19 protein-coding genes are annotated in these 21,668 nt (G+C 69.0%); 14 read left to right on the top strand and 5 right to left on the bottom strand.

Annotated elements, in window-relative coordinates:
• The first annotated feature begins 191 nt into the window (after positions 1 to 191).
• From AC27L4_RS01275 to AC27L4_RS01250, 6 genes are all read left to right on the top strand, one after another.
• Positions 192 to 548 carry a TIGR04076 family protein gene (locus AC27L4_RS01275; protein ID WP_487140137.1) on the top strand — a complete coding sequence of 119 codons (357 nt, stop codon included), beginning with the start codon at positions 192 to 194 and terminating at the stop codon, positions 546 to 548.
• A complete protein-coding gene (locus AC27L4_RS01270; protein WP_487140136.1) occupies positions 545 to 1,597 on the top strand; it encodes an aldo/keto reductase in 1,053 nt (350 codons plus the stop codon). The genes AC27L4_RS01275 and AC27L4_RS01270 overlap by 4 nt, the downstream gene beginning before the upstream one ends.
• A gap of 39 nt (positions 1,598 to 1,636) precedes the next feature.
• Positions 1,637 to 2,899, top strand: coding sequence for an ABC transporter substrate-binding protein (locus tag AC27L4_RS01265; protein ID WP_487140135.1), 1,263 nt, complete (start codon positions 1,637 to 1,639; stop codon positions 2,897 to 2,899).
• Positions 2,900 to 3,069: 170 nt separating this feature from the next.
• Entirely contained in the window at positions 3,070 to 4,296 is a 1,227-nt protein-coding gene (locus AC27L4_RS01260) for an ISAzo13 family transposase (RefSeq protein WP_487140134.1), read from the top strand.
• A 299-nt stretch (positions 4,297 to 4,595) separates the two neighbouring features.
• Positions 4,596 to 6,089 carry an aldo/keto reductase gene (locus AC27L4_RS01255; protein WP_487140133.1) on the top strand — a complete coding sequence of 498 codons (1,494 nt, stop codon included), beginning with the start codon at positions 4,596 to 4,598 and terminating at the stop codon, positions 6,087 to 6,089.
• 279 nt (positions 6,090 to 6,368) lie between these two features.
• Complete coding sequence (locus AC27L4_RS01250; RefSeq protein WP_487140132.1) at positions 6,369 to 6,854, top strand: hypothetical protein; 486 nt, start codon at positions 6,369 to 6,371, stop codon at positions 6,852 to 6,854.
• Positions 6,855 to 6,911: 57 nt separating this feature from the next.
• Here the strand turns inward: AC27L4_RS01250 and AC27L4_RS01245 are convergent, their stop codons facing one another.
• Complete coding sequence (locus tag AC27L4_RS01245) at positions 6,912 to 7,292, bottom strand: hypothetical protein (protein ID WP_487140131.1); 381 nt, start codon at positions 7,290 to 7,292, stop codon at positions 6,912 to 6,914.
• A gap of 87 nt (positions 7,293 to 7,379) precedes the next feature.
• Here AC27L4_RS01245 and AC27L4_RS01240 point away from each other — a divergent pair, with 87 nt between their 5' ends.
• The 5 genes from AC27L4_RS01240 to AC27L4_RS01220 all read left to right on the top strand — a co-directional run bounded on the left by AC27L4_RS01240 (position 7,380) and on the right by AC27L4_RS01220 (position 11,214).
• Positions 7,380 to 7,844, top strand: a complete 465-nt coding sequence (locus tag AC27L4_RS01240) for a MarR family winged helix-turn-helix transcriptional regulator (protein ID WP_487140130.1) — start codon at positions 7,380 to 7,382, stop codon at positions 7,842 to 7,844.
• Positions 7,837 to 9,024, top strand: a complete 1,188-nt coding sequence (locus tag AC27L4_RS01235; protein ID WP_487140129.1) for an HlyD family secretion protein — start codon at positions 7,837 to 7,839, stop codon at positions 9,022 to 9,024. Before AC27L4_RS01240 ends, AC27L4_RS01235 begins: the two co-directional genes overlap by 8 nt.
• Positions 9,017 to 10,555: an MDR family MFS transporter gene (locus AC27L4_RS01230; RefSeq protein WP_487140128.1), complete on the top strand. Its 1,539-nt coding sequence runs from the start codon at positions 9,017 to 9,019 to the stop codon at positions 10,553 to 10,555. The genes AC27L4_RS01235 and AC27L4_RS01230 overlap by 8 nt, the downstream gene beginning before the upstream one ends.
• Before the next feature lie 172 nt (positions 10,556 to 10,727).
• Positions 10,728 to 10,907: a hypothetical protein gene (locus tag AC27L4_RS01225; protein WP_487140127.1), complete on the top strand. Its 180-nt coding sequence runs from the start codon at positions 10,728 to 10,730 to the stop codon at positions 10,905 to 10,907.
• Positions 10,894 to 11,214 (top strand): type II toxin-antitoxin system PemK/MazF family toxin, encoded by a 321-nt coding sequence (locus AC27L4_RS01220; protein WP_487140126.1) that lies wholly within the window; start codon positions 10,894 to 10,896, stop codon positions 11,212 to 11,214. Before AC27L4_RS01225 ends, AC27L4_RS01220 begins: the two co-directional genes overlap by 14 nt.
• Before the next feature lie 25 nt (positions 11,215 to 11,239).
• On the opposite strand, the gene AC27L4_RS01215 is transcribed toward AC27L4_RS01220, so the two are convergent.
• From AC27L4_RS01215 to AC27L4_RS01205, 3 genes are read right to left on the bottom strand one after another with little or no spacing between them, the layout of a single operon-like run.
• Positions 11,240 to 12,472 (bottom strand): NAD(P)/FAD-dependent oxidoreductase, encoded by a 1,233-nt coding sequence (locus tag AC27L4_RS01215; protein WP_487140125.1) that lies wholly within the window; start codon positions 12,470 to 12,472, stop codon positions 11,240 to 11,242.
• 11 nt (positions 12,473 to 12,483) lie between these two features.
• Complete coding sequence (locus tag AC27L4_RS01210) at positions 12,484 to 12,798, bottom strand: MocE family 2Fe-2S type ferredoxin (RefSeq protein WP_487140124.1); 315 nt, start codon at positions 12,796 to 12,798, stop codon at positions 12,484 to 12,486.
• 40 nt (positions 12,799 to 12,838) lie between these two features.
• Positions 12,839 to 13,918: a fatty acid desaturase family protein gene (locus tag AC27L4_RS01205; RefSeq protein WP_487140123.1), complete on the bottom strand. Its 1,080-nt coding sequence runs from the start codon at positions 13,916 to 13,918 to the stop codon at positions 12,839 to 12,841.
• A gap of 174 nt (positions 13,919 to 14,092) precedes the next feature.
• Here AC27L4_RS01205 and AC27L4_RS01200 point away from each other — a divergent pair, with 174 nt between their 5' ends.
• The 3 genes from AC27L4_RS01200 to AC27L4_RS01190 all read left to right on the top strand — a co-directional run bounded on the left by AC27L4_RS01200 (position 14,093) and on the right by AC27L4_RS01190 (position 19,979).
• Positions 14,093 to 15,124, top strand: a complete 1,032-nt coding sequence (locus tag AC27L4_RS01200) for a LacI family DNA-binding transcriptional regulator (RefSeq protein ID WP_487140122.1) — start codon at positions 14,093 to 14,095, stop codon at positions 15,122 to 15,124.
• 99 nt (positions 15,125 to 15,223) lie between these two features.
• Positions 15,224 to 18,376 (top strand): cyclic nucleotide-binding domain-containing protein, encoded by a 3,153-nt coding sequence (locus AC27L4_RS01195; RefSeq protein WP_487140121.1) that lies wholly within the window; start codon positions 15,224 to 15,226, stop codon positions 18,374 to 18,376.
• A gap of 259 nt (positions 18,377 to 18,635) precedes the next feature.
• Positions 18,636 to 19,979, top strand: a complete 1,344-nt coding sequence (locus tag AC27L4_RS01190; protein ID WP_487140120.1) for a glycosyltransferase family 4 protein — start codon at positions 18,636 to 18,638, stop codon at positions 19,977 to 19,979.
• 294 nt (positions 19,980 to 20,273) lie between these two features.
• On the opposite strand, the gene AC27L4_RS01185 is transcribed toward AC27L4_RS01190, so the two are convergent.
• Positions 20,274 to 21,467, bottom strand: coding sequence for a DUF1501 domain-containing protein (locus AC27L4_RS01185; protein WP_487140119.1), 1,194 nt, complete (start codon positions 21,465 to 21,467; stop codon positions 20,274 to 20,276).
• Positions 21,468 to 21,668 lie beyond the last annotated feature (201 nt).

Genomic DNA, 21,668 nt, shown 5'->3' with positions numbered 1-21,668 from the left:
TGTCGCCGGATCAACTATGGTGAAACTCCAATCGCACACTAATCAGACCTTCGTCGGCGAACCAACGATTCGTCGGCAGGGTTTTCGATTCTGACGTAGATTCCGGCAAGGCGGCCCGCAAGGACGGACGCACTCCGCACCGCAATCGGCTCAGACGGAGTGACGGGCGGGGCCGTCCGGTGAGGACTGGGATGAGCATTGACGGGGATGACGGCTTCGATCTGTTCGACCTCAGGGTCGAGGCGGTGATACCGGAGGGCGGCAAGGTCTATTGCGGGGCCGGGCCCGGGGACTATTTCGAGCTGCGCGGCGAGATGCTGACCCTGCCGCCCGGCCAGGGTTTTTCGATCTATTCGATCGCCGCCGTGCTGCCGCTGCTCGCGGCCAAGCAGCGCCCCACCCATCCCAACGACTGGATGACCACCGACACGGAGGTCGCCTGCCCCGATCCGAACTGCTGCAGCCGGCTGCGCATCACCCGCATCGGCACGAGGCGGTTCTCGCATGGGGCGACGACGGCCGTGCCGCTGCCCGAGGTCAGATCATGACGGAACGCCGAAGCCTCGCACCGGGCTATGAGATATCCCGCGTCATCCGCGGCGGCTGGCAGCTTGCCGGCGGCCATGGCGCGATCGACGGCGCCGCTGCGGTCGGCGACCTTCTCGCCGCCTACGACGCCGGCATCACCACCTTCGACTGCGCCGACATCTACACCGGCGTCGAGGAGCTCTACGGCGCCTTCCGCGCTCGCCTGGCGGCGGAGCGCGGCCGCGAGGCGCCGGCGCGCCTGCGCATCCACACCAAGCTGGTGCCGGACCTCGCCGGCCTCGCCAGGGTGGCGAAGGCGGACATCGCGGCGATCGTCGACCAGTCGCTCGGGCGACTGAAGATGGAGCGGCTCGACCTCGTCCAGTTCCACTGGTGGGACTATGCGGTGGCGCGCGACCTCGAGGTCGCCGGCTGGCTCGACGAGATCCGGCGCGAGGGCAAGATCGACCGGGTCGGCGGCACCAATTTCGACACGCCGCATGTGGCGGCCATGCTCGCCGCCGGCATCCCGCTGTTCAGCATGCAGGTGCAGTACTCCCTGCTCGACCACCGGCCCGAGACGGCCCTGACCGCGCTGGCGGCGCGCCACGGCATCGCCCTGTTCTGCTACGGGTCGGTCGCCGGCGGCTTCCTCGGCGAGCGCTGGCTGGGCGCGGCGGAACCGCACGAGCCGCTGGAGAACCGGTCGCTGACCAAGTACAAGCTGATCATCGACGATTTCGGCGGCTGGACCCTGTTCCAGGAGTTGCTGCGCGTGCTCAAGGCGGTCGCCGACCGGCACGGCACCGACATCGCCAGCGTGGCAAGCCGCCACGTGCTCGACCGGCCGGGCGTCGCCGCCGTGATCGTCGGCGCCCGCAACCGCGCCCACCTCGCCGCCAATGCCCGTATCGGCGCGCTGCGTCTGACCGACGCGGACAAGGCGGAGATCGCCGCCGTGCTTGCCCGCCGGCAAGGACCGGAGGGCGACGTCTACACGCTCGAGCGCGACCGGCATGGCCGCCACGGCTCGATCATGAAATACAACCTGAATGCCGAAGCCTCCTGAAGAGGACGGCAGGACACTGGCAGGACACCGGGAGGACCCATGAAGACAGCGCTGCTTTCGCTCGCCGCCGCGAGCCTGGCCCTGGCCGCGAGCGCGGCCGAAGCCGAGACCTGCAAGATCACCGTCGGCGTGGTCATGGAGCTGACCGGCCCGGCCGGCGAATACGGCCAGGCCGGCGCCAAGTCGGTGGAGATGGCGTTCCGCGACATCAACGAGGCCGGCGGCGCCCGCGGCTGCACCCTGGTGACCGACACGCGCGACTCCCAGAGCACCGGCAGCGTGGCGGTCGATGCGGCCAACCAGCTGGTCCAGGTCGGCAAGGTGCCGGCGCTGATCGGCGGCATCATCTCCTCGGTGACGATCCCGATCCTGACCTCGGTGACGGCGCCGGCCAAGGTGGTGCAGGTCTCGCCGGCCTCCTCCTCGCCGACGCTCACCGCGCTCGGGCGCGAGGGCAAGACCAACGGCATCTTCTTCCGCACCATCACCTCCGACGCGCTGCAGGGCACGGCGGCGGCGAAATACGCCCTCGACCAGGGCTTCAAGAAGATCGCGATCATCCACGTGAACAACGACTTCGGCGTCAACATGGTCGCCGAGTTCAAGAAGGCCTACGAGGCTCTGGGCGGCCGGATCACCAGGATCGTGCCGTACAACGAGAACCAGGCGAGCTACCAGTCCGAGGCCACCGCGGCGATGGAAGGCGATCCCGACGGCCTCTACCTCGTCTCGACGCCGGTGGACGGGGCCACCGTCGCCCGGGCCTGGATCTCCGGCGGAGGCGCCGCCAGGTTCCTGCTCAACGACGGCATGAACAGCCCGGACTTCATCAAGAGCGTCGGCGCCAAATATCTGAACGAGGCCTACGGCACCTCCTCCGGCACCAAGCCGACCGCCTCGACCGACTATTTCAACGCCAACTACAAGGCCTTCTCCGGCGGCATCGAGCCGAGCAATCCGGCGGCCGATCGCGCCTATGACGCGGGCGCCATCGTCGGCCTCGCCATCGCCGCCGCCCAGTCGACCGAGCCGCTCGCCATCCGCGACGCGATCTTCAAGGTCGTCGATCCCGCCGGCACGCCGGTGCACGCCGGCAAGGAAGAGTTCGCCAAGGCGCTGGCCCTGATCAAGGAGGGCAAGCCGATCCGCTACGAAGGCGTGATCGGCCCGGTCTCCTTCGACAAATACGGCGACATCACCGGTCCGTTCCGGCTGTGGAAGATCACCGACGGCGTGGTGACCACCACCGGCGAGCTGTCGACCGACGACATCAACGCCATCAAGGCGAAGATCGGCGGCTGAAACGGAGCAGGAAGGGCGCCCGGTTGTCGATTGAGTGCGACCTTCCAGCTCGTCATGGCCGGACTTGATCCCATAGGCGCTAAGGGGCCGGAAGGGAATAGGCGAATCGGTTGGGCTTTTTGGTGATGTCGTGGGATTCCTGTCGGAGGCAGAGTGTCGTATCGTAGGGGATGATTGACGAAGTTTCCCTGCGCAAGCGCCAGTCTGCGCTTCTGCGGCACCTTGACGAACGGCAACGGCGGTTGTTTGCGGCCAGCGAGGCGAAGGCGGCCGGTCATGGCGGCATAGCGGCGGTTTCGCGTGTGACGGGCATCGCGCCGAGTACGATCGGGCGCGGGTTGAAGGACATCGCGGCTCCTGCGTCCCTGGCGGAAGGTCGCGTTCGTCGCCCGGGCGGCGGACGCAAGTCACTGGTTGAGAAAGCCCCCCAGTTGCTCCTTGATCTGCTGGGGCTGGTCGAGCCGGGCGCGCGCGGGGATCCGATGTCGCCGCTGCGCTGGACCTGCAAGAGCACCCGTCGCTTGGCCGCTCAACTCGGGGAACTTGGCCACAAAGTCAGCCACACGGTGGTCGGAGAGTTGCTGAAGGCGGAAAAGTTCAGCTTGCAGGCCAATCGCAAAACCCTGGAAGGCGCGGACCATCCCGACCGCGACGCTCAGTTCCAAGTGGTCAACGCCGCGGTCAAGACCGCTTTGGCGGACCAGCAGCCGGTCATCTCGGTCGATACGAAGAAGAAGGAACTGGTCGGCGACTTCAAGAACGCCGGCCGGGAATGGCGGCCCCGAGGCGATCCCGAGACGGTGCGCGTGCACGACTTTCTCATCCAGGAACTGGGGCGCGCCATTCCCTATGGCGTTTACGACCTCGCCGCCAACGCGGGCTGGGTGAGTGTCGGCATGGACAATGACACCGCGGCTTTCGCCGCGCAGACCATCCGCCGATGGTGGCGGGAGGTCGGCTGCTGTCGCTATCCCCTGGCCAGGCGCCTGGTCATCACCGCCGATGGTGGCGGCAGCAACTCCTCGCGCGGACGCCTTTGGAAGCTTGAATTGCAGCGCCTCGCCGATGAACTGGGTCTCTCGATCGAAGTGCACCACCTCCCGCCGGGAACAAGCAAGTGGAACAAGATCGAGCACCGCCTGTTCTCGTTCATCACCCAAAATTGGCGCGCGCACCCTCTCGTCAGCTATCGCGTCATCGTCGATCTGATCGCCTCGACAACCACGAAGACCGGGTTGACGGTCCTGTGTGAACTCGACACCAACACATATCCCAAAGGCACCGCCGTCTCCGACGCCGACTGGCAAAACATCAACATCCGGCGCCACGATTTCCACGGCGAATGGAATTATACAATCGACCCATCAACCCAAATACCAGAAGCGGTTATTTCCTGACAGGCCCTAAGACAGAGACGGATCACGTCGCTGCCGGAAAGGGCGATGCCCTCTCAGCCGTCATGGCCGGACTTGATCCGGCCATCCACGCGACCACGGATCTGGCAGAATGATACGATGGTGGCCTCACAGGACTGGTCAGCTGTCGTGTTCGTGTGGATGGCCGGATCAAGTCCGGCTATGACGGTCAGGGTGGTGCCTTTATTTCCTGACGGCGGCTGAAGCCGGCCGCGATCGAATCCATTCCCCCCTCTCCCGGCCGAGAGGGATCCTCGCCCTCCCTCGGAAGCACCCGCACGATGCCCTCTCCCCGCCCCGACCGCATCGACCTCGCGCCCGGCCTCTCGATCAGCCGTATCGTCACCGGCTTGTGGCAGGTGGCCGACATGGAACGGGGCGGCGCGCCGCTCGATCCCGTGGCTGCGGCCGAGGCCATGGCCGGCTATGCCGCCGCCGGCTTCGACACCTTCGACATGGCGGACCATTACGGCAGTGCCGAGATCATTACCGGCGAGTTCCTGGCGCGGGAACGCGCGGCCGGCCGCGAAGGGGCGCGGGCCTTCACCAAATGGTGCCCGACGCCCGGGCCGATGACGGCGGCGGCGGTGCGCGCCGGCGTCGAGCGCGCCCTCGAGCGGATGCGCCTCAGCGCCATCGACCTCATGCAGTTCCACTGGTGGAGCTTCGAGCACCCCGCCTATATCGAGGCGATGAAGGAGTTGGCGAAGCTCAAGGACGAGGGGCTCGTCCGCCATGTCGGCGTCACCAATTTCGACACGGACCATCTGCGCGTCCTCGTCGGCGAGGGCGTGCCTCTCGTCTCCAACCAGGTGTCATTCTCCGTGCTGGACCGGCGCGCCGCCGGGGACATGAGCAGCTTCTGCCTGGCGAACGGCATCCGACTGCTCGCCTATGGCACGCTGGCCGGCGGTCTGGTCTCCGAGCGCTGGCTCGGGCAGCCCGAACCGGACGCCCTCTCCGACTGGAGCAAGATGAAGTACAAGCGCTTCGTCGACGCCATCGGCGGCTGGGCGGCATTCCAGGCGATCCTGCGGGCCCTGGCCGCCGTCGCCACCCGGCACGGCGTCTCCATTCCCAATGTCGCCACGCGCTGGGTGCTGGAGCAGCCGGCGGTCGCGGCCGTGATTGTCGGCGCCCGGCTCGGCGAAGCCGAGCATCGCGCCGACAATCTACGCGCTTTCAGCGTCGCGCTGGATCACGAGGATCGCGCCCGGCTCGACGAAGCCTTCGCCGGCTCGCGCCGCCTGCCCGGCGATTGCGGCGACGAATACCGCAAGCCGCCCTTCCTCACCGCCTCCGGCGACCTCAGCCATCACCTGGAACAGTTGCCGAAGGTCTACACGGCGGTACCGGTCGAGGGCCGGCCCGGCCGCCTCAGAGTGGACAGCGGCAGCGTCTGGGAAGGCATCTGCGGCTATAGCCGGGCGATGCGGGTCGGCGACCGCGTCCTGGTCAGCGGCACCACCGCCACCAGCGCGTCCGGCGCCGTGGTCTGCCCGGACGATCCGGCCGGCCAGGCCGTCTTCATCCTCGACAAGATCGCCGCCAGCCTCGCCGCGCTCGGCGCCGGCCTCGGCGACATCGTGCGCACCCGCGTCTATCTGCAGGACGCCGACGAATGGGAGCCGGTCTCGCGCGTCCACGGCCGCTATCTCGGCGAGGTCCGCCCGGCCAACACCCTGTTCGAGGTCGGGCGTCTGGTCGGCCCTTACCGGGTCGAGATCGAGGCGGAGGCCGTGGTCGATTCCACCGCGAAGACCAAGCAGGACTGACGGGCCGGCCGGAGCTTTTCCCGCCTGAGCGGTTCTCTCGAACCCGCTTGCACTTGCAAGCTTGAGCAATCATGGCGACAGCCGTGAGACGCGGCTGAGCGGACAATACACGTTCTCGCGAGCAAAGTGTCATCGCGCACGGCGCGGCCGCCAAGATGGCCCTAACCCCTTGCGGGATCACCCGTCGGCGGGTATGTTCCTGTTTCGTTCTCGCCTCGACAAAGACTCAATCCGACCGCATGGCGGCTCGGCTCGACGGCATTTGGAAGGAACCCATCAATGACCTTGGATCAGGCGCGCAATGCCGACGCCCTGCGTGCGGCACCCGGACGTGACGGTGCGCCGCGGTGGGGCCGGTCGGATCGGCGACGGCTCTTTCCCGGCATCATCGCCCGGCTCGAGGCTGCTTCGGGCGCCGACCGCGGCCTCGACGCGATGATCGCCTATGTGCTGGGACTGGCGGACGAGGCTGGTCCTGGCGGCCGCGGAGACCCGCGCTGCCGCGACGGCTCGCCGGTGCCGCGCTTCACGACCTCGCTCGACGACGTCGTCGCCCATCTCCGGCGCAGCCTTGCCGACTGGACCTGGGCCATCGAGGCGGCCCCGGAGATCGATGCGCGGATCTGGAAGGGACCGGCCGAGCCGGAGGCCTCGGGATCGGCGTGGAAGGACGACGACGGCCGCACCCACATGGAGAGCCCGCCGGCCAATGCCGCCATCGCCCTGACCCTGGCCATGCTGCGGGCGGCGGAGATGGAGGGATAGGCGGGAAGGGCGGGAAGGGCGGGAAGGGCGGGCGACAGGAATCGCCGTGCCCCTCCCTCAGGGGCGCCCCTTGCGCCCCTGGCACAGGACGATGGGCGGCGTCAGCTGGGCGTCGAAGCCGCTGCCCTGGTAGACCTGCACGTTCGAGGCGCCGGGCGGCAACAGGAAGGACCCTTCGACGATCCTGCCGGCATTGCCGGCGGTCGTCAGCGCCCAGCGGAAGGTGCACAGCTGCGGCGGCTCCTTCATATCCGGCTGGCTGCACATCAGCTGGGCGCCGCCGAGCATGGCGGCGCCGCCGCAACTCACGCGTGCAGCAGCCGGAGCTGCCCCCTCCGACAGCACCGCGGCCAGGCCGATGGCCGCGACGCCGGCCAGGCGCACAGCCGCCGGGACGGCTTTCCGCCACGCGCCGGCATCCCCGATCCGATCAGCCATGCGACACCTCCACCCCTTGGCACGAGAGCGCGCTTGATATAGATATCCATATCATAAGTACGCATATGAATAGCAGGCTTCCGTTCCATGGACAATCAGCCGACGCTCGGGTTCCTGCTGCATGACGCGGCACGGCTCCTGCGCAAGCGCTTCGAGCAGCGGGCGAAGAGCCTGGGCCTGACCCGCTCGCAGTGGCAGACCCTCGCCTATCTTTCCAAGAATGAAGGCATCCACCAGGGTGGACTGGCCGAGATCCTGGAGATCGAGGGCATCACGCTGGTGCGCATCCTCGATCGGCTGGAGGAGCGCGGCCTGATCGAACGACGCCAGCACCCGACCGACCGCCGCGCCTGGCAGCTGTTCATGTGCAAGGCGGCCGAGCCGCTGCTGGCGGAGATGCGGACGATCGGCGAGGCCACCCGGGCCGAGGCACTGACCGGCATCTCCGACGAGGACCGGGCCCATCTCGTCCGGACCCTGACCCTGATGAAGTCGAATCTGCTCTACGCCTGCCGCACGCCGGCCGACGACAGGAGTGCAAGCCATGGCTGACGGTTCCTCCCCGCGGGCCGCCGTTACCGCCGACGCGCAGGAGACGATCCGGGTCAAGCCGGAAGCCGTCGCGCCTGCTCCCGCCCCCCCGCCTCCGGCCGCCGAACCGCTCCGCCGCCGGCGCAGCAGGCTCCGGCCGCTCCTGTTCGCGCTCCTGCCCCTGGCGCTCATCGCCGGCGGCTACGCCTATGTGACAGGCGGCCAGGTCATGTCGACCGACAACGCCTATGTCCAGGCCGACAAGGTGGGCATCTCCACCGACGTTTCCGGCACGGTCGCCGCCATCGAGGTGCGCGACAACGAGGCGGTGAAGAAGGGGCAGGTGCTGTTCCGCCTCAAGCCGGACTCCTTCCAGATCGCGCTGGCCGGGGCGCAGGCGCAGCTCGGCACGGTGCGCGACCAGATCCTCACCCTCCAGGCCAGCTATCACCAGTCGCTCGCCCAGATCACCCAGGCCGAAGCCGACATCCCCTTCTACGAGGCGGCCTTCAAGCGCCAGCAGGAGCTCGCGTCCAGCGCGGCAGCCTCCCGCGCCGCCTTCGACCAGGCCCAGCACGACCTGGAGGCGGCCCGGCAGAAGGTCACCGTCGCCAAGGCGCAGGCCCAGGCGATGCTGGCCCAGCTCGGCAACGACGCAGACCAGCCGATCGAGCAGAACCCGTTCTATCTCCAGGCCAAGTCCGGCGTCGACAACGCCCAGCGCGACCTCGACGACACGGTGGTGCGCGCGCCGTTCGACGGCATCGTCACCAATGTCGACGCCCTGCAGGTCGGCACCTATCTGCAGGCCTCCCAGCCCGGCTTCTCGCTGGTCTCGACCACGAAGCTGTGGATCGCGGCCAATCCGAAGGAGACCGAGCTCACCTATGTCAGGCCCGGCCAGCCCGTCACCATCACCGTCGACACCTATCCCGGCGTCGAATGGAGGGGCAGGGTCGACAGCATCAGCCCGGCCTCGAGCTCGAGCTTCTCGCTGCTGCCGGCGCAGAACAGCAGCGGCAACTGGGTGAAGGTGGTCCAGCGCATCCCCCTGCGCATCAGCATCGACGACACGCAGGGCAAGCCGCCGCTGCGCGTGGGCATGAGCGTCACCGCCGATATCGACACCGGCCGGGCCCGCGGCCTGCCCGACTTCGCCCAGAGGCTGGTCGACCGCTTCGGCGGCAAGGACCATGGCTGACCCGATCCCGACCGCGCCGGTCGCCAATCGCGGCGCCATCACCGCCTGCGTCATCCTGGCGGTGATCATGCAGGCGCTGGACACCACCATCGCCAATGTCGCCCTGCCCTATATCCAGGGCAGCGTCTCGGCGAGCGCCGACCAGATCAACTGGGTGCTCACCTCCTATATCGTCGCCGCGGCGATCATGACGCCGCCCTCCGGCTTCCTGGCCGCCCGCTTCGGCCGCAAGCGGGTGCTTCTGGCCGCTATCGCCGGCTTCGTCGTCGCCTCGGTGCTGTGCGGCATCGCCCAGTCCCTGGTCGAGATCGTCGGCTACCGCCTGCTGCAGGGCGTGTTCGGCGCTTCGCTGGTGCCGCTGTCGCAGGGCATCCTGCTCGACATCTATACGGTGGAGGAGCGCGGCTCGGCCATGGCGCTGTTCGGCGTCTCGGTCATGGTCGGGCCGGTGCTGGGCCCGGTGATCGGCGGCTGGCTGACCGACAATCTGAGCTGGCGCTGGGTGTTCTACATCAACGTCCCGATCGGCCTGCTCGCCTTCGTCGGCATCGTCGTCTTCGTGACGGAAACCAGGATCGACGCGCTCGCCCGGCTCGACTGGTTCGGCTTCGGCACGCTGAGCGTGGCGATCGCCGCGCTGCAGCTCTTCCTCGACCGCGGCGAGCAGCTCGACTGGTTCTCCTCCGGCGAGATCATCATCGAGGCCGTGGTGGCGGCGGCCGCCCTCTACCTGCTGATCGTGCACACCTTCACGGCCGAGCGCTCCTTCGTCAATCCGCGCCTGTTCCTCGACCGCAACTTCACGGTGAGCCTGTTCTTCATCTTCATCGTCGGCGTCACCTATCTCGCCTCGCTGGCGCTGATGACACCCTATCTGCAGACGCTGATGGGCTATCCCGTGGTCACCGCCGGCATCGTCATGGGACCGCGCGGCCTGGGGACCATGCTGTGCATGTTCATCGTCGGCCGCCTGATCGGCAAGGTCGACACGCGCTGGCTGCTGGCCGCCGGCCTCGGCCTGACGGCCTGGGCCATGTACGACATGACCGGCTGGACGCCCGACGTGTCGCAATGGACCATCATATCCGTCGGCTTCGTCCAGGGCGCCGGCCTCGGCTTCCTGTTCGTGCCGCTGACCACGGTCGCCTTCGCCACCCTGCCGGCCCATCTGCGCGGCGAAGGCACTGGCCTCTACAATCTCTCGCGCAACATCGGCTCCAGCGTCGGCATCTCGGTCGTCTCGGCGCTGCTGGTGGAGAACACGCAGGTCAACCACGCCGCGCTCACCACCTATGTCACGCCGTTCAACCACGCCTTCCAGGCTCCGGCGGCCGTGCAGCAGCTCGACCCGTTCACCGCCGCCGGCCGCGCCGCCCTGGACGGCCTGATCACGATGCAGGCGACGATCATCGCCTATATCGACGACTTCAAGCTGCTGATGATCATGTCGTTGCTGGCGGTGCCGCTGGTGCTGCTGCTGCGCAAGCCGGCGAGCAAGCCGGCGGTCGACCACAGCGCCGCGGTGGAGTGAGGCGCCAGCCGGCTGCCTATGCCGATTGGCGGGACCTTGCCTCCTCGACATTATGCATACAGCGAAAGAGTGACGGCATGTGCCCGTTGCTGCGAGCGCCCCTCAGCGTCAGGAGTGAGCCCATGCAGAAGCGCATGACCATCAGCATCGACGAAACGTCTATGACGGGCTGGTGCGTGTCGTCGGCCGACGCAAGATCAGCCGCTTCCTTGAAGACCTCGCCCGTCCGCATGTTGTCGGCGAGAGCCTGGAGAGCGCCTACGCCGCCATGGCCGCCGACCGTGCCCGCGAGGCCGAAGCCCTCGAATGGAGCGAAGCGCTGATCGGCGACGGCTTCGATGCGGCGCGGTGAGGTCCGGTGGGTTGATTTCGAGCCATCGCGCGGCGGGGAGATTCGCAAGGTCCGACCGGCGGTCAGCAACAATGCTGCCAATACCGCATTGAACCGTGTCCAGGTGGTTCCGCTGACCAGCAGCACCGGCCGCGTCTATCCCAGCGAAGCCCTGGTCACGATCGACGGGAAGCAGAGCAAGGCCTTGGCGGATCAAATGACCACGGCCGCGAAGGAACACCTGACGACCTGTCTCGGCACGCTGTCCAAGACAGACATGGTAGCTGTCGAGAGGGCCATTCAGATCCAGCTTGGGCTGAGGCTGTAGGCCACCTGTCCGGACAAGGCCTCGCCTATGCCGCCAGCAACGCCTTGAGCCGGACGTCCGCCCGCGCCAGCAGGGCCGGATCGGGCCTCGCCCGGCGGGCGATCATCATCTCGGCGAGGCGGATGTCGCGGGCGACGGCATTGCCGGGGCCGATGCCGCTGGCGGCGACGAGACGGCCGTCGGCATCGAGATGGAACAGGATGACGGCATCGTCGCCGACGTCCCGGCGGACGACACGCGCGCCCTCGTCCGCCAGGCCCGCCACCTGCAGGGTGAGGTCGTGCTGATCGGACCAGAACCAGGGCACCGCCGCCACAGCCTCCCCGGCGCCGAGCATGTTGCGGGCGGCCAGGGCTCCCTGCTCCTGGGCGCTGCGCCAGGATTCGAGCCGGATCCGGCGGCCGCCATAGAGCGCCAGGGGAAAGGAGCAGCAATCGCCGGCGGCGAGGATCCGGGGATCGGAGCTGCGCAGTTCGGCGTCCACCGCAATGCCGTTGTCGAGCGCCAGGCCCGCCGCCTCGGCCAGGGCGGTGCGGGGCACGGAGCCGATGCCGGCGACCACCAGATCGGCCGCGATGGTCGTACCATCGCACAGGGTGACGACCGTGCCATCGCCGTCACCGTCGATCGTGGCAATGCCGGTGCCGCAGATGAGGTCGACCCCGGCGGCACGGTGCCGGGCATGGACGACCGCGGCGATCGCGGCCGGGACGCCGCGGGCGAGGATGCGCGGCTGCGCCTCGACCACGGTCACCGCGGCGCCGCGCCGGCTGGCGCTCGCCGCCAGCTCCAGGCCGATGAAGCCGCCGCCGATGACGAGGATGCGGGCGCCCGGCAGCAGGCGCCGGCGCAGCTCCAGGCAGTCGTCGAAGCCGCGCAGGGTCAGGCAGTCCGGGCCGGAGCCGGGAAAACGCGGCTGCCGCGCCGCGGCGCCGGTCGCCAGCAGCAGCCGGTCATAGGCGAGCGCCGTGCCGTCCGACAGGGCGAGGCGCTGGCCCTCCCGGTCGATGGCGACGGCGCTCCGGCCGGCGAGGCAGGCGATGTCGGCGGCGGCGAGGCGATCCGCATCGGCGATGATGCGCGGCCGCGGCTCGCCCGCTTCGGCCAGCGCCTCCTTCGACAAAGGCGGACGCTCGTAAGGCAGGTGCGCCTCCTCGCCCACCAGCGTCACCGGGCCGCCATAGCCCTGCTCGCGCAGCGCCAGGGCGGCGCGCACGCCGGCCTCGCCGGCGCCGACGATCACCATGCCAAGCGGCATCGCGCCCTCGCTCAGATGCGGATGAACACCTTGCCGCCGTCGACCTTGACCGGATAGGTCTTGAGGTCGACGCAGACCGGTGCCCCCTTGGCCTGGCCGGTCTTGTAGTTGAAGCGGCCATTGTGCTTGGGGCACTCGATGATCTCGTCCATCACCAGCCCATCGGCGAGATGGATGCGCTCATGGGTGCACAGGCCGTCCGTTGCGAAATATTCGTCGTCCGGGCTGCGGTAGATGGCGAAGGTGCGGCCCTCGTGATCGAAACGGATCACGTCCTCCTCGTCGATCTCGTCGGCGCCGCAGGCTTCGGTCCAGGCATCGGCCATGGCAGGTCCTCGTTCTCTCGGGTCGGATGGCGCTCCGCCGTCACTCGGCGGCGACGATGCGGGTCTCGTGGTTGCAGGGCACGGCCCTGGCGGTCGCGGGCAGCTGCCGCACCGCGTGATAGGCCGGCTCCCGCACCTGCCGCAGGATCGTCGGGATGATCTCCCTGTAGGCAGCCCAGCAGCTGGGATAGGGCGCCGGGCAATCGTCCTTGACGGCGGCGTGCAGGCGGGGCAGCGCGTGGTAGGGCACCATCGGAAACATGTGGTGCTCCACATGGTAGTTCATGTTGAGATAGAGGAAGCGGAACACCGGGTTCATGTAGACCGTTCGGGTGTTCAGCCGGTGGTCGAGCACATCCTCCGACAGGCCGGCATGCTGGGTGAGGCCGAAGAACACCACCATGAAGCCGCCGTAGAAGGTCGGCAGGCCGACATACATCGCCGGCAGGATGCTGCCCGTCCACAGGCAGGCGGCGAACACCGCTGCAAAGATCGCGAGATAGATGCGGGCGACGGCATAGACCTTCCAGCGCTCCATGTCGGGAATGAAGGTCTTCTCCTCCTCGTTCAGGCGGCCGGCGGCATGGATGACGATGTTGCGCAGGGCGACGGCGCCGCTCTTCAGGGCAAAGAGGTTGAGCAGAATGCCGAGGACGTCAGGCGGGCGCGGCACCGCGATCTCCGGGTCGCGGCCGACGATGATCGTGTCGGTGTGGTGGCGGGTGTGGCTCCAGCGCCAGACCGTCGGCTCGCGCAGGATCATGAAGCAGGCGATGTGATAGACGACGTCGTTCATCCAGCGCGTCCGGAACGCCGTGCCGTGGCCGCATTCGTGCCAGCGGCTGTCGGAGGAGGAGCCGTAGAGCACGCCGTAGACGAGGAAGCAGGGCACCGCCCACCAGGTGCCCCAGGCAAGATAGCCGAGCCCGCCCGACACCGCGAAAGCCGCGAACCAGATCAGCGTGTCGCGGATGGCCGGGCCGTCGCTGCGCTTCATCAATTCCTTCAGCGCCTTGCGCGGGATCGGACAGGCATACCACTCGGCGGCGGCCAGTCCCCGCTCCTCCGCCAGCTTGGTGTCGCGGCCGATCAGGCTGTAGTCGCGGCGCGTCGGCGTCATCCCGGACCTCCCCGAAGCCGGATGCGTGGTCTTCGCCCGCTCCGGCCGCTCTCCTGTCCCTGTTGTCGGAAGAATACGGGCAGTCGCGAAGGGCCTCAATGGTCGCTTGACAGTTTCTATCATTTTCCATCATCGTGCCCTCGCATGAGTGATGGAATTTCATCAGGGAGGAGCATGACACGGCGGCCCACCATCGCCGATCTGTCGCGCCGGGCCGGCGTCAGCGTCGCAACCGTCGACCGGGTCCTGAACGCGCGCCACCCCGTCCGCGAGGAGACCGCCCGGCGCGTCTTCGAGGCCGCCGAGGCGATCGGCTATCACGCCGCCACCCTGATCCGGCATCGGATCGAGCGCGAGCTCCCGCAATACCGGCTCGGCTTCGTGCTGCAGCGTCCCGAGACCTATTTTTACCGAAGCTTCGGCGAGCAGCTGGTGCGGACGGTGGAGGCGGCGCGCGACTTTCGCGGGGTCGTCGTCCTCGACCATGTCGCCGAGCAGACCCCGGCGGCGGTCTGCGCCAAGCTGCGCGAAGTCGCAGGCCGCTGCCAGGCCGTGGCCGTGGTGGCGGTCGACCATCCTGCGATCACGGCCGTCGTCGCCGAGCTCTCCGCCCGTGGCGTGCCGGTGTTCTCGCTGCTGTCCGACTTCGCCACCGACGTGCGGGCCGGCTATGTCGGCGTCGACAACCGCAAGGCCGGCCGCACCGCCGCCTGGCTGATCGCGCGGGCGGCGAAGCGGCCTGGCAAGGTCGCGGTCGTCGTCGGCAGCCACCGCTTCCAGGGCCACGAGCTGCGCGAGATGGGCCTGCGCAGCTATTTCCGCGAGCTGGCGCCGCAGTTCGAGGTGCTCGACAGCTCCGTCAACCTGGAGGAGCACCGCATCGCCTACGAGGCGACGCTGGACCTGCTGCACCGCCACCCCGACCTCGTCGGCCTCTATGTCGCCGGCGGCGGCACGGAGGGCGTGATCGCGGCGCTGCGCGAGGAGGGCGCGTCGCGCGACATCGTCTCGATCTGCAACGAGAACACGCCGGACACTCGCGCGGCCCTGGCCGAGAACGTCATCACCATGGCGATGGCGACGCCGCTGGCCCTGATCGTGCCCGAGCTCGTGCGCATCATGGTCGGAGCCCTCGGACCGGAGCCGCGCGACGTGCCGGCGCAGACCTTCCTGCCCTTCGAGCTGCTCATCGCCGAGAACATCTGAACGGCGCGCCGCCTCCGGGGCCGGCGAAGCCATGGCCCCCCGTTCGCCGCTGGCGTATGCTCGCATGGAGCGGCCTCGATGGGCGACGGGAGAGGTGCGATGAAGGGCCCCATCCGCCGGGGCAAGTCCGTCCGGATCGAACCTGCAGCCGCGGCCGGCGCATCGCCCGCACCGGTGCCTCGGCACCCGGCTGGCGCCGACGCCGCGCTGCCTCCCTTGTTCCGCTACATCTGGCAGCAGAGCCGCCGCGAGCAGATCCTCATCCTCCTGGTGGTGCTGGCCTCCCTGCCCTTCTACTTCGCCTCCCTCGACCTGCCGAAGACGATCGTCAACGACGCCATCCAGGGACGCGCCTTCGCCGGCGGAAAGGACCACGCCGTCCTGTTCCGGATCGACCCTGCCCTGCCGGGCTGGCTGGGCGGCCGCCACCTCGCCTTTTCCGGCATCGAGTTCGGCCGGTACGAATACCTGTTCGCGCTCAGCGGCCTGTTCATGGTGCTGGTGCTGATCAACGCCGCCTTCCGCTATGTCGTGAACATGCGCAAGGGCAAGCTGGGCGAGGCCGTGCTGCGCCGTCTGCGGCTGGACCTGTTCTCGCTGCTGCTGCGCTTCACGCCCGAGGCGATCCGCAACGTCAAGGCGTCGGAGGCCGCGACCATCATCAAGGACGAGGTCGAGCCGATCGGCGGCTTCGTCGGCGACGCCTTCGTCCAGCCGGTGTTCCTGGGCGGCCAGGCCCTGACCGCCCTCCTGTTCATCATCGTCCAGAGCCCGTCGCTGGGGGTCCTGGCCGGCGCCATGGTCGGCGTGCAGGGCTTCATCATCCCGCGCCTGCGCCGCGAGCAGCGTCGCCTCGGCCGGGAGCGCCAGCTCCACTCGCGGGCCCTCGCCGGCCACATCGGCGAGATCGTCGACGGCATGGCGGAGGTCAGCAACCACGGAACCTCGGCCTATGAGCGCCACAAGATCTCGGCCGCCCTCGATCGACTGTTCCGGATCCGCTACGAGCTCTACGGCCGCAAGTTCATGGTCAAGTTCATCAACAGCGTCCTGGCCCAGGTCACGCCGTTCCTGTTCTACTCGATCGGCGGCTACTACGCCCTGCGCGGCTCGCTCGACATCGGCCAGCTGGTCGCCGTCATCGCCGCCTATCGGGACCTGCCGCCGCCGGTGAAGGAGCTGATCGACTGGGACCAGCAGCGGCTCGACGTCGAGGTCAAGTATCAGCAGATCGTCGAGCAATTCGCCTCGGCCCGCCCGGAGGCCGGGGGGCAGGCGCCGGACGGGATCTCGCTCACCTGCGGCGCGATCGAGCTCAAAGGCCTGCGCGTGACCGGCGCCGGCGGCGAGGTCCTGCTCGACGGCGTCAATGCCTCCATCCCGCTCGGCGCTCACACGGTGCTGCTCGGGACGGCGGGGGACGGCGCCAGCACGCTCGCCCAGGTGATCGGCCGCAGGCTCACCGCCTATGCCGGCTCCGTGCTGATCGCCGGCCACGACTTCGCCGCCCTGGCCGGGCCCGGGATGGCCTATTGCGGGCCCGACGCGGTGTTGTTCCAGGGCTCGATCCGGGACAACATCCTCTACGGCCTGCGGCGGCCGCAGGCGCCGCTGCAGGCGGACGGCCCTCTCGGGGCAGCCCCGATCGACTATGCCGCGGCGGGCGCCGCCGGCCCCGAGGATGTCGATACGGCCATCGTCGCGGCCTTGCACGCCGTCGGCATGGCCGACGCCATCTACCGCTTCGGCCTCGGACGCACCCTCGATCCCGACGGCAATCCCGAAGTCGCCGACCGCTTCGTCGCGGCGCGGCGCGCCCTGAGCCGGGCGCTTGCCGCCGAGCATGTGGCCGACCTGATCGAGCCCTTCGATCCCGACCGGTTCAACCGCAACGCCACCCTCGGCGAAAACCTGGTCTTCGGGATCGTCCGGCAGGGCGGCGGCGAGCTGGCCGATCATCCGGCCGTGCAGGCCGTGCTCGACGCCGAAGACCTGGCCCAGCCCCTGGTCCAGGTCGGCCTGCGCATCGCCGGCACCATGACCGAAGCCCTGGCGGACCTGCCGGACGACCACTTCCTGCTCAAGACATACGCGCTGGTTCCCGCCGGCGACCTGCCCCTGCTGCGCGACATTCTCGCCCGCTGGACCGAAGCCGGGCGGACACCGCCCGCCGCCGATCGCCGGCGTCTCGTCGGCCTCGCCTTCGCCTATTGCGAAACACGACACAGGCTCGGGCTGGTGACGCCGGATCTGGCCGCGCGCGTCCTGCGGGCCCGGGCGACCTTCATGCGGTCGGCGCCGCCGGATCTGAAGGCCGCCATCGACTTCTACGACCCGCAGCGGCTGAACGCGACGGCGCCGCTGCGCGACAACCTCCTGTTCGGCCGGATCAATCACGGCATCGCCGGCGCGGTCGAACGGATCCTCGCGATCCTGCGCCGGGTGGTCCGCGACAACGGGCTGGAGACCGAAATCTACCGGATCGGCCTCGATCAGCAGGTCGGCCTGGGGGGACGGCTGCTGTCCCCGGCCCTGCGCAACGCCGTCGGTCTGGCGCGGTGCCTGGTCAAGAGCCCGGACCTCCTGGTCCTCGACCAGCCCCTGCTGGTCTTCGGCGCCGAGGAGGGCCGGCGCATCCTGGCGCGCGTCCGCGCCGCAATGGGGGGCAAGACCCTCCTGGCGGCCCTCTCCGACCCGGCCCTGGCGGATGGCTTCGACTTTGCCGTGACGCTCGACGGCGCCAGGATGACATCGGCCGCGGCGCCGACCGGTGCGGCCCCCGCCTCCCCGCCCGAGCCGGCGGAGCAAGCCGCCGACGAGCAGCCGGAAATCCGCGCCCTGCGCGCAGTGCCGATGTTCGCCGCCATCGACACGCCGCGCCTGAAGCTGATCTCGCTGGCCAGCGAGCACCTCTCCTTCGCGCGCGGGCAGACGCTGTTCGACCAGGGCGCCCCGTCCGATGCCGCCTATGTCATCCTGTCCGGCACGGCCGAGGTCTTCGCCGAGACCGCGGCCGGACGGCGGCTGCTGTCGCGCATCCCCGCCCATGCCGTCGTCGGCGAGATGGGCGTCATCACCGGCGCGGCGCGGTCGGCGACCGTGGTCGCCGCCTCGGACCTGACGGCCCTGTCGCTGTCGAAGGACGCCTTCCTCGGGCTGCTGGCCGATGTCCCGCCGATGGCGATCGCCGTGATGCGCGACCAGATCGGCCGGCTCCTGCGCGCCGAGGCCCGCCTGCCGCCGCCCCGGTAGGGCGGCAGGCGGAGCCCTTCGATGCTGCGCCGCCGTGCAGTTTTGCCACAGAGTCGAATTTCACGTTCCGCCGGCCATGTTTGACATTCGGTTGAGCGCGACAATGTGCTAGGTACGCCGCCGTTGCATCGGCCTGTCGGGGGGCAGCCGGCCTTGTGAGGGCACACGAGGCGGGTTGAATGGCCTGTCATAGTTCTGGTATGGCGCTCCGCGGTCGTGGTGCGCCAAGCCCTACTCGTTCGCAAGTCGAGTTCCGAGCATGATCAACGTCACGACGCGGCCGATCGTCTTCGACATGTCCCGGTTGCTGTCCCGTGCCCATTTCGCCAGCCCGAGCGGAATCGATCGTTTCGAAATCCGCTACGCCGACTGGATCGCGCAGACCTACCGCTCCAGCGTCTTCATCGAGACCCTGCCCGACGGCCCGCGCATCATCGAGCGCAGCCGGGCCCTGCGCATGATCGCCGATGTCTCGCGGCGCTGGGCCACGGTGGGCACGGACCTGTCCGAACAGGCCAAGCTCCAACGGATCGCCGCCTTTCTCGACGGCCGGAGCGACCATGAGGCCGCGCCGCCGCAGGGCCGGTTCCTGCGCGCGCTCGATTCCAGCGTGAGCGACAAGCAGCGCCGCCTGAGGGCGACCCTGCGCAAGGTCATCTCCAAGATGACGCCGAAGCGGCACGCCCTGCAGGACGAATGCCGCAACGCCCTGTTCGTGCACGTGTCGCATGCCAGGCTCGAACGTACCGGCGCCTTCGACTGGATGGCGCGGCTCGGCGCCAAGGGCATCTTCTATGTTCACGACCTCATCCCGATCACCCATCCCAACTTCGCGCGCCTGGGCGAGGCGGAGCGGCATCGCCGCCGTCTCGACACGGTGCTGCGCCACGCCGCGGCGATCCTGACCAATTCCGAGCACAGCGCCGCGATCATCCGGGACTACGCCCTGGCCAAGGGGGCGCCGCTGCCGGCGGTGCACGTCATCGGCCCCGGCATCGAGCCGACCTTCCGCAAATCCCCGGCGCTGGAGATGCCGCCGGCGCGGCGGCCCTTCTTCGTCGCCATCGGCACGGTCGAGCCGCGCAAGAACCACAGCCTGCTGTTCGAGGCATGGCGGCGCCTCGCCGAGAGCGGCGCCCGCGACATTCCCGCCCTCGTCATCGCCGGCCGCCGGGGCTGGAACGGCGACGAAGTCCTCAGGGAGCTCGACGGGCAGCCGGCGTTGCGCCGCCACATCGTGCATGTGGAGGATCTGGGCGATGCGGCCCTGTGCAGCCTGATGCGCAGCGCCCGGGCCGTGCTCTCCCCCACCCTGGTCGAAGGCTACGGCATGCCCGTGGTCGAGGCCCTGGCGGCCGGGGCCCATGTCATCGCCTCCGACATTCCCTCGCACCGCGAGATCGCCGGAGGCCGGGCGCTGCTGCTCGATCCGGCCGCCCCGGACGCCTGGCTCGAAGCCATCGGGCAGTTGGCCGGCACAGCCGTGCCGCGGACCGTCGCCGCCAGCCCGGCCACGGTGCTCAACTGGACCGACCATTTCCGGTTCGTCACCGAGCACGTCATCCGCCCGCTCGAGCGCGAACGCTACGCCAAGGCGAGCTGAGAGCCGGCCCCGAAAATCGGTCGGGTCTAGAGCAAAGCGCGTTTTGGTGGAAACGCGCTTTGCTCCAACTCCTTGTTTCGACGCGTCTTTGCGACTTGACGCGATTCCGTCAAATCGCAAAACGCTTTAGCTCAGAGGCAGGCGGACGGCATCTGCCGCGGCCGGCGGGAGCATGAGGCTCGCGCGCCGCACGGCGGGTTCGTTTCTCCGGCATTGCGATCGGATACCGCTTTGCGCGCCCGGGTTCCGGCGCTGCCCAGGATCGGCGTCGATGGTTCCGGCTCGCCGCCGGCGTCAGACGATGAGGTCGGAGACCGGCCGCAGGCTTGCGCTTTCGGGGAAGACGCGGTCGGCCAGGAGTTGGTCGCCGATCCCGAGATGGTCGCGCAGCGTGCCCTTGAGCACGGACCGCAGATCGGTGGTCGGCATCAGGTCCCGCCCCTGATAGAGGTTGGCCTGGGCCAGGCCCGGCCAGTCGCCGAGGACACGGCCGCCGCGTACCGCCCCTCCGACCACGAAGGCCACCGTCGCCGTGCCGTGATCCGTTCCCATCGATCCGTTCATGCGCGCCGTGCGGCCGAACTCGGTGACCACGGTGACGACCGTGTCCTTCCAGGCGGTGCCGAGCCCGGCACGCAGGGTGGCGAGGCCCTTGTCGAGTTCGGCCAGGCGGTTGCCCAGCTGTCCGGTCACCGGCCCCTGGTTGACGTGCGTGTCGAAGCCGTTGAGGTCGATCGCGCCGATGCGCGGACCATCCGCGGCCGCGAACAGACGGCCGACCGCTTCCATGCCGACGAGGAAGGCATTCTGCCCGGCGTGCTTGTCGAGATCGCCGGAAATCTTGTCGATATAGGCGCTCTGGCGCAGCGCGTCCGCCAGCCGCTGATCGCTCTTCTCGTAGAGATCGAGCAGCCGCAGCCGCGTGTCGTCAGGTGCCGCTGTGGCGACGGCCGGCATCCAGGTCGCCACGGGCGCTTCGCCCATCATGATCAGCGGCACGGTCGCGCCGATGCCCAGGCCCTCGGCATTGACCCGCCGGCCGGTCGGCAACGTCGCGATCGCCCGATTGAGCCAGCCGCTCTTGCCGCGTCCAAGGCTGGGAAGGCCGCTCTCGAGCATGTCCTGCGCATCGAAGTGCGAGCGGTCGCGGTAGGGGCTGGCGACGGCATGCACCACCAGGGCCTCGCCGCTCTTGTACATGTCGTGGAAGGCAGCCAGATGCGGATTGAGGACATAGCCGCCGTCGAGCGCCAGGCCCTGGCGGCCGCCGTCCTCGCCGATCAGCGAACCGGCCCGAATGCGCTGGTAGTCCGGGTCGAAGGCCGGTGCCACGGCCGCCAGACCGTCGAGGCCGCCGCGCATGATGATGGTGAGATAGCGCGGATCACGCCCGGCCGCGGCGAGGCCGGCGCGCGGCATCCAGGACCAGGCGGCAACGGCGCCGAGGCCGATCAGCACGCCGCGGCGAGTGGGATGATGACCGATCATACCCTCTTCTCCTCATCAGGCCTTCGGCAGGACGGCCTCTGATTCGCCCCCACGTCGCGTCACGGGCCACGGGCGACCGCGTCGACACGACGACTCAGGATGCGGTGCAATATCAATCCCACCGGTATGGCGAAATCGTGGATGGCTTCCGCCTGGAGCAACCGCGGCCGACATCCACAATTGCGGGAAACCCGTGCGCCC

The organism is Labrys sp. Lb11, from assembly GCF_057554225.1.
Note: the sequence above shows the minus strand (reverse complement) of the source record. Positions and strands in the feature narration are given on the sequence as shown.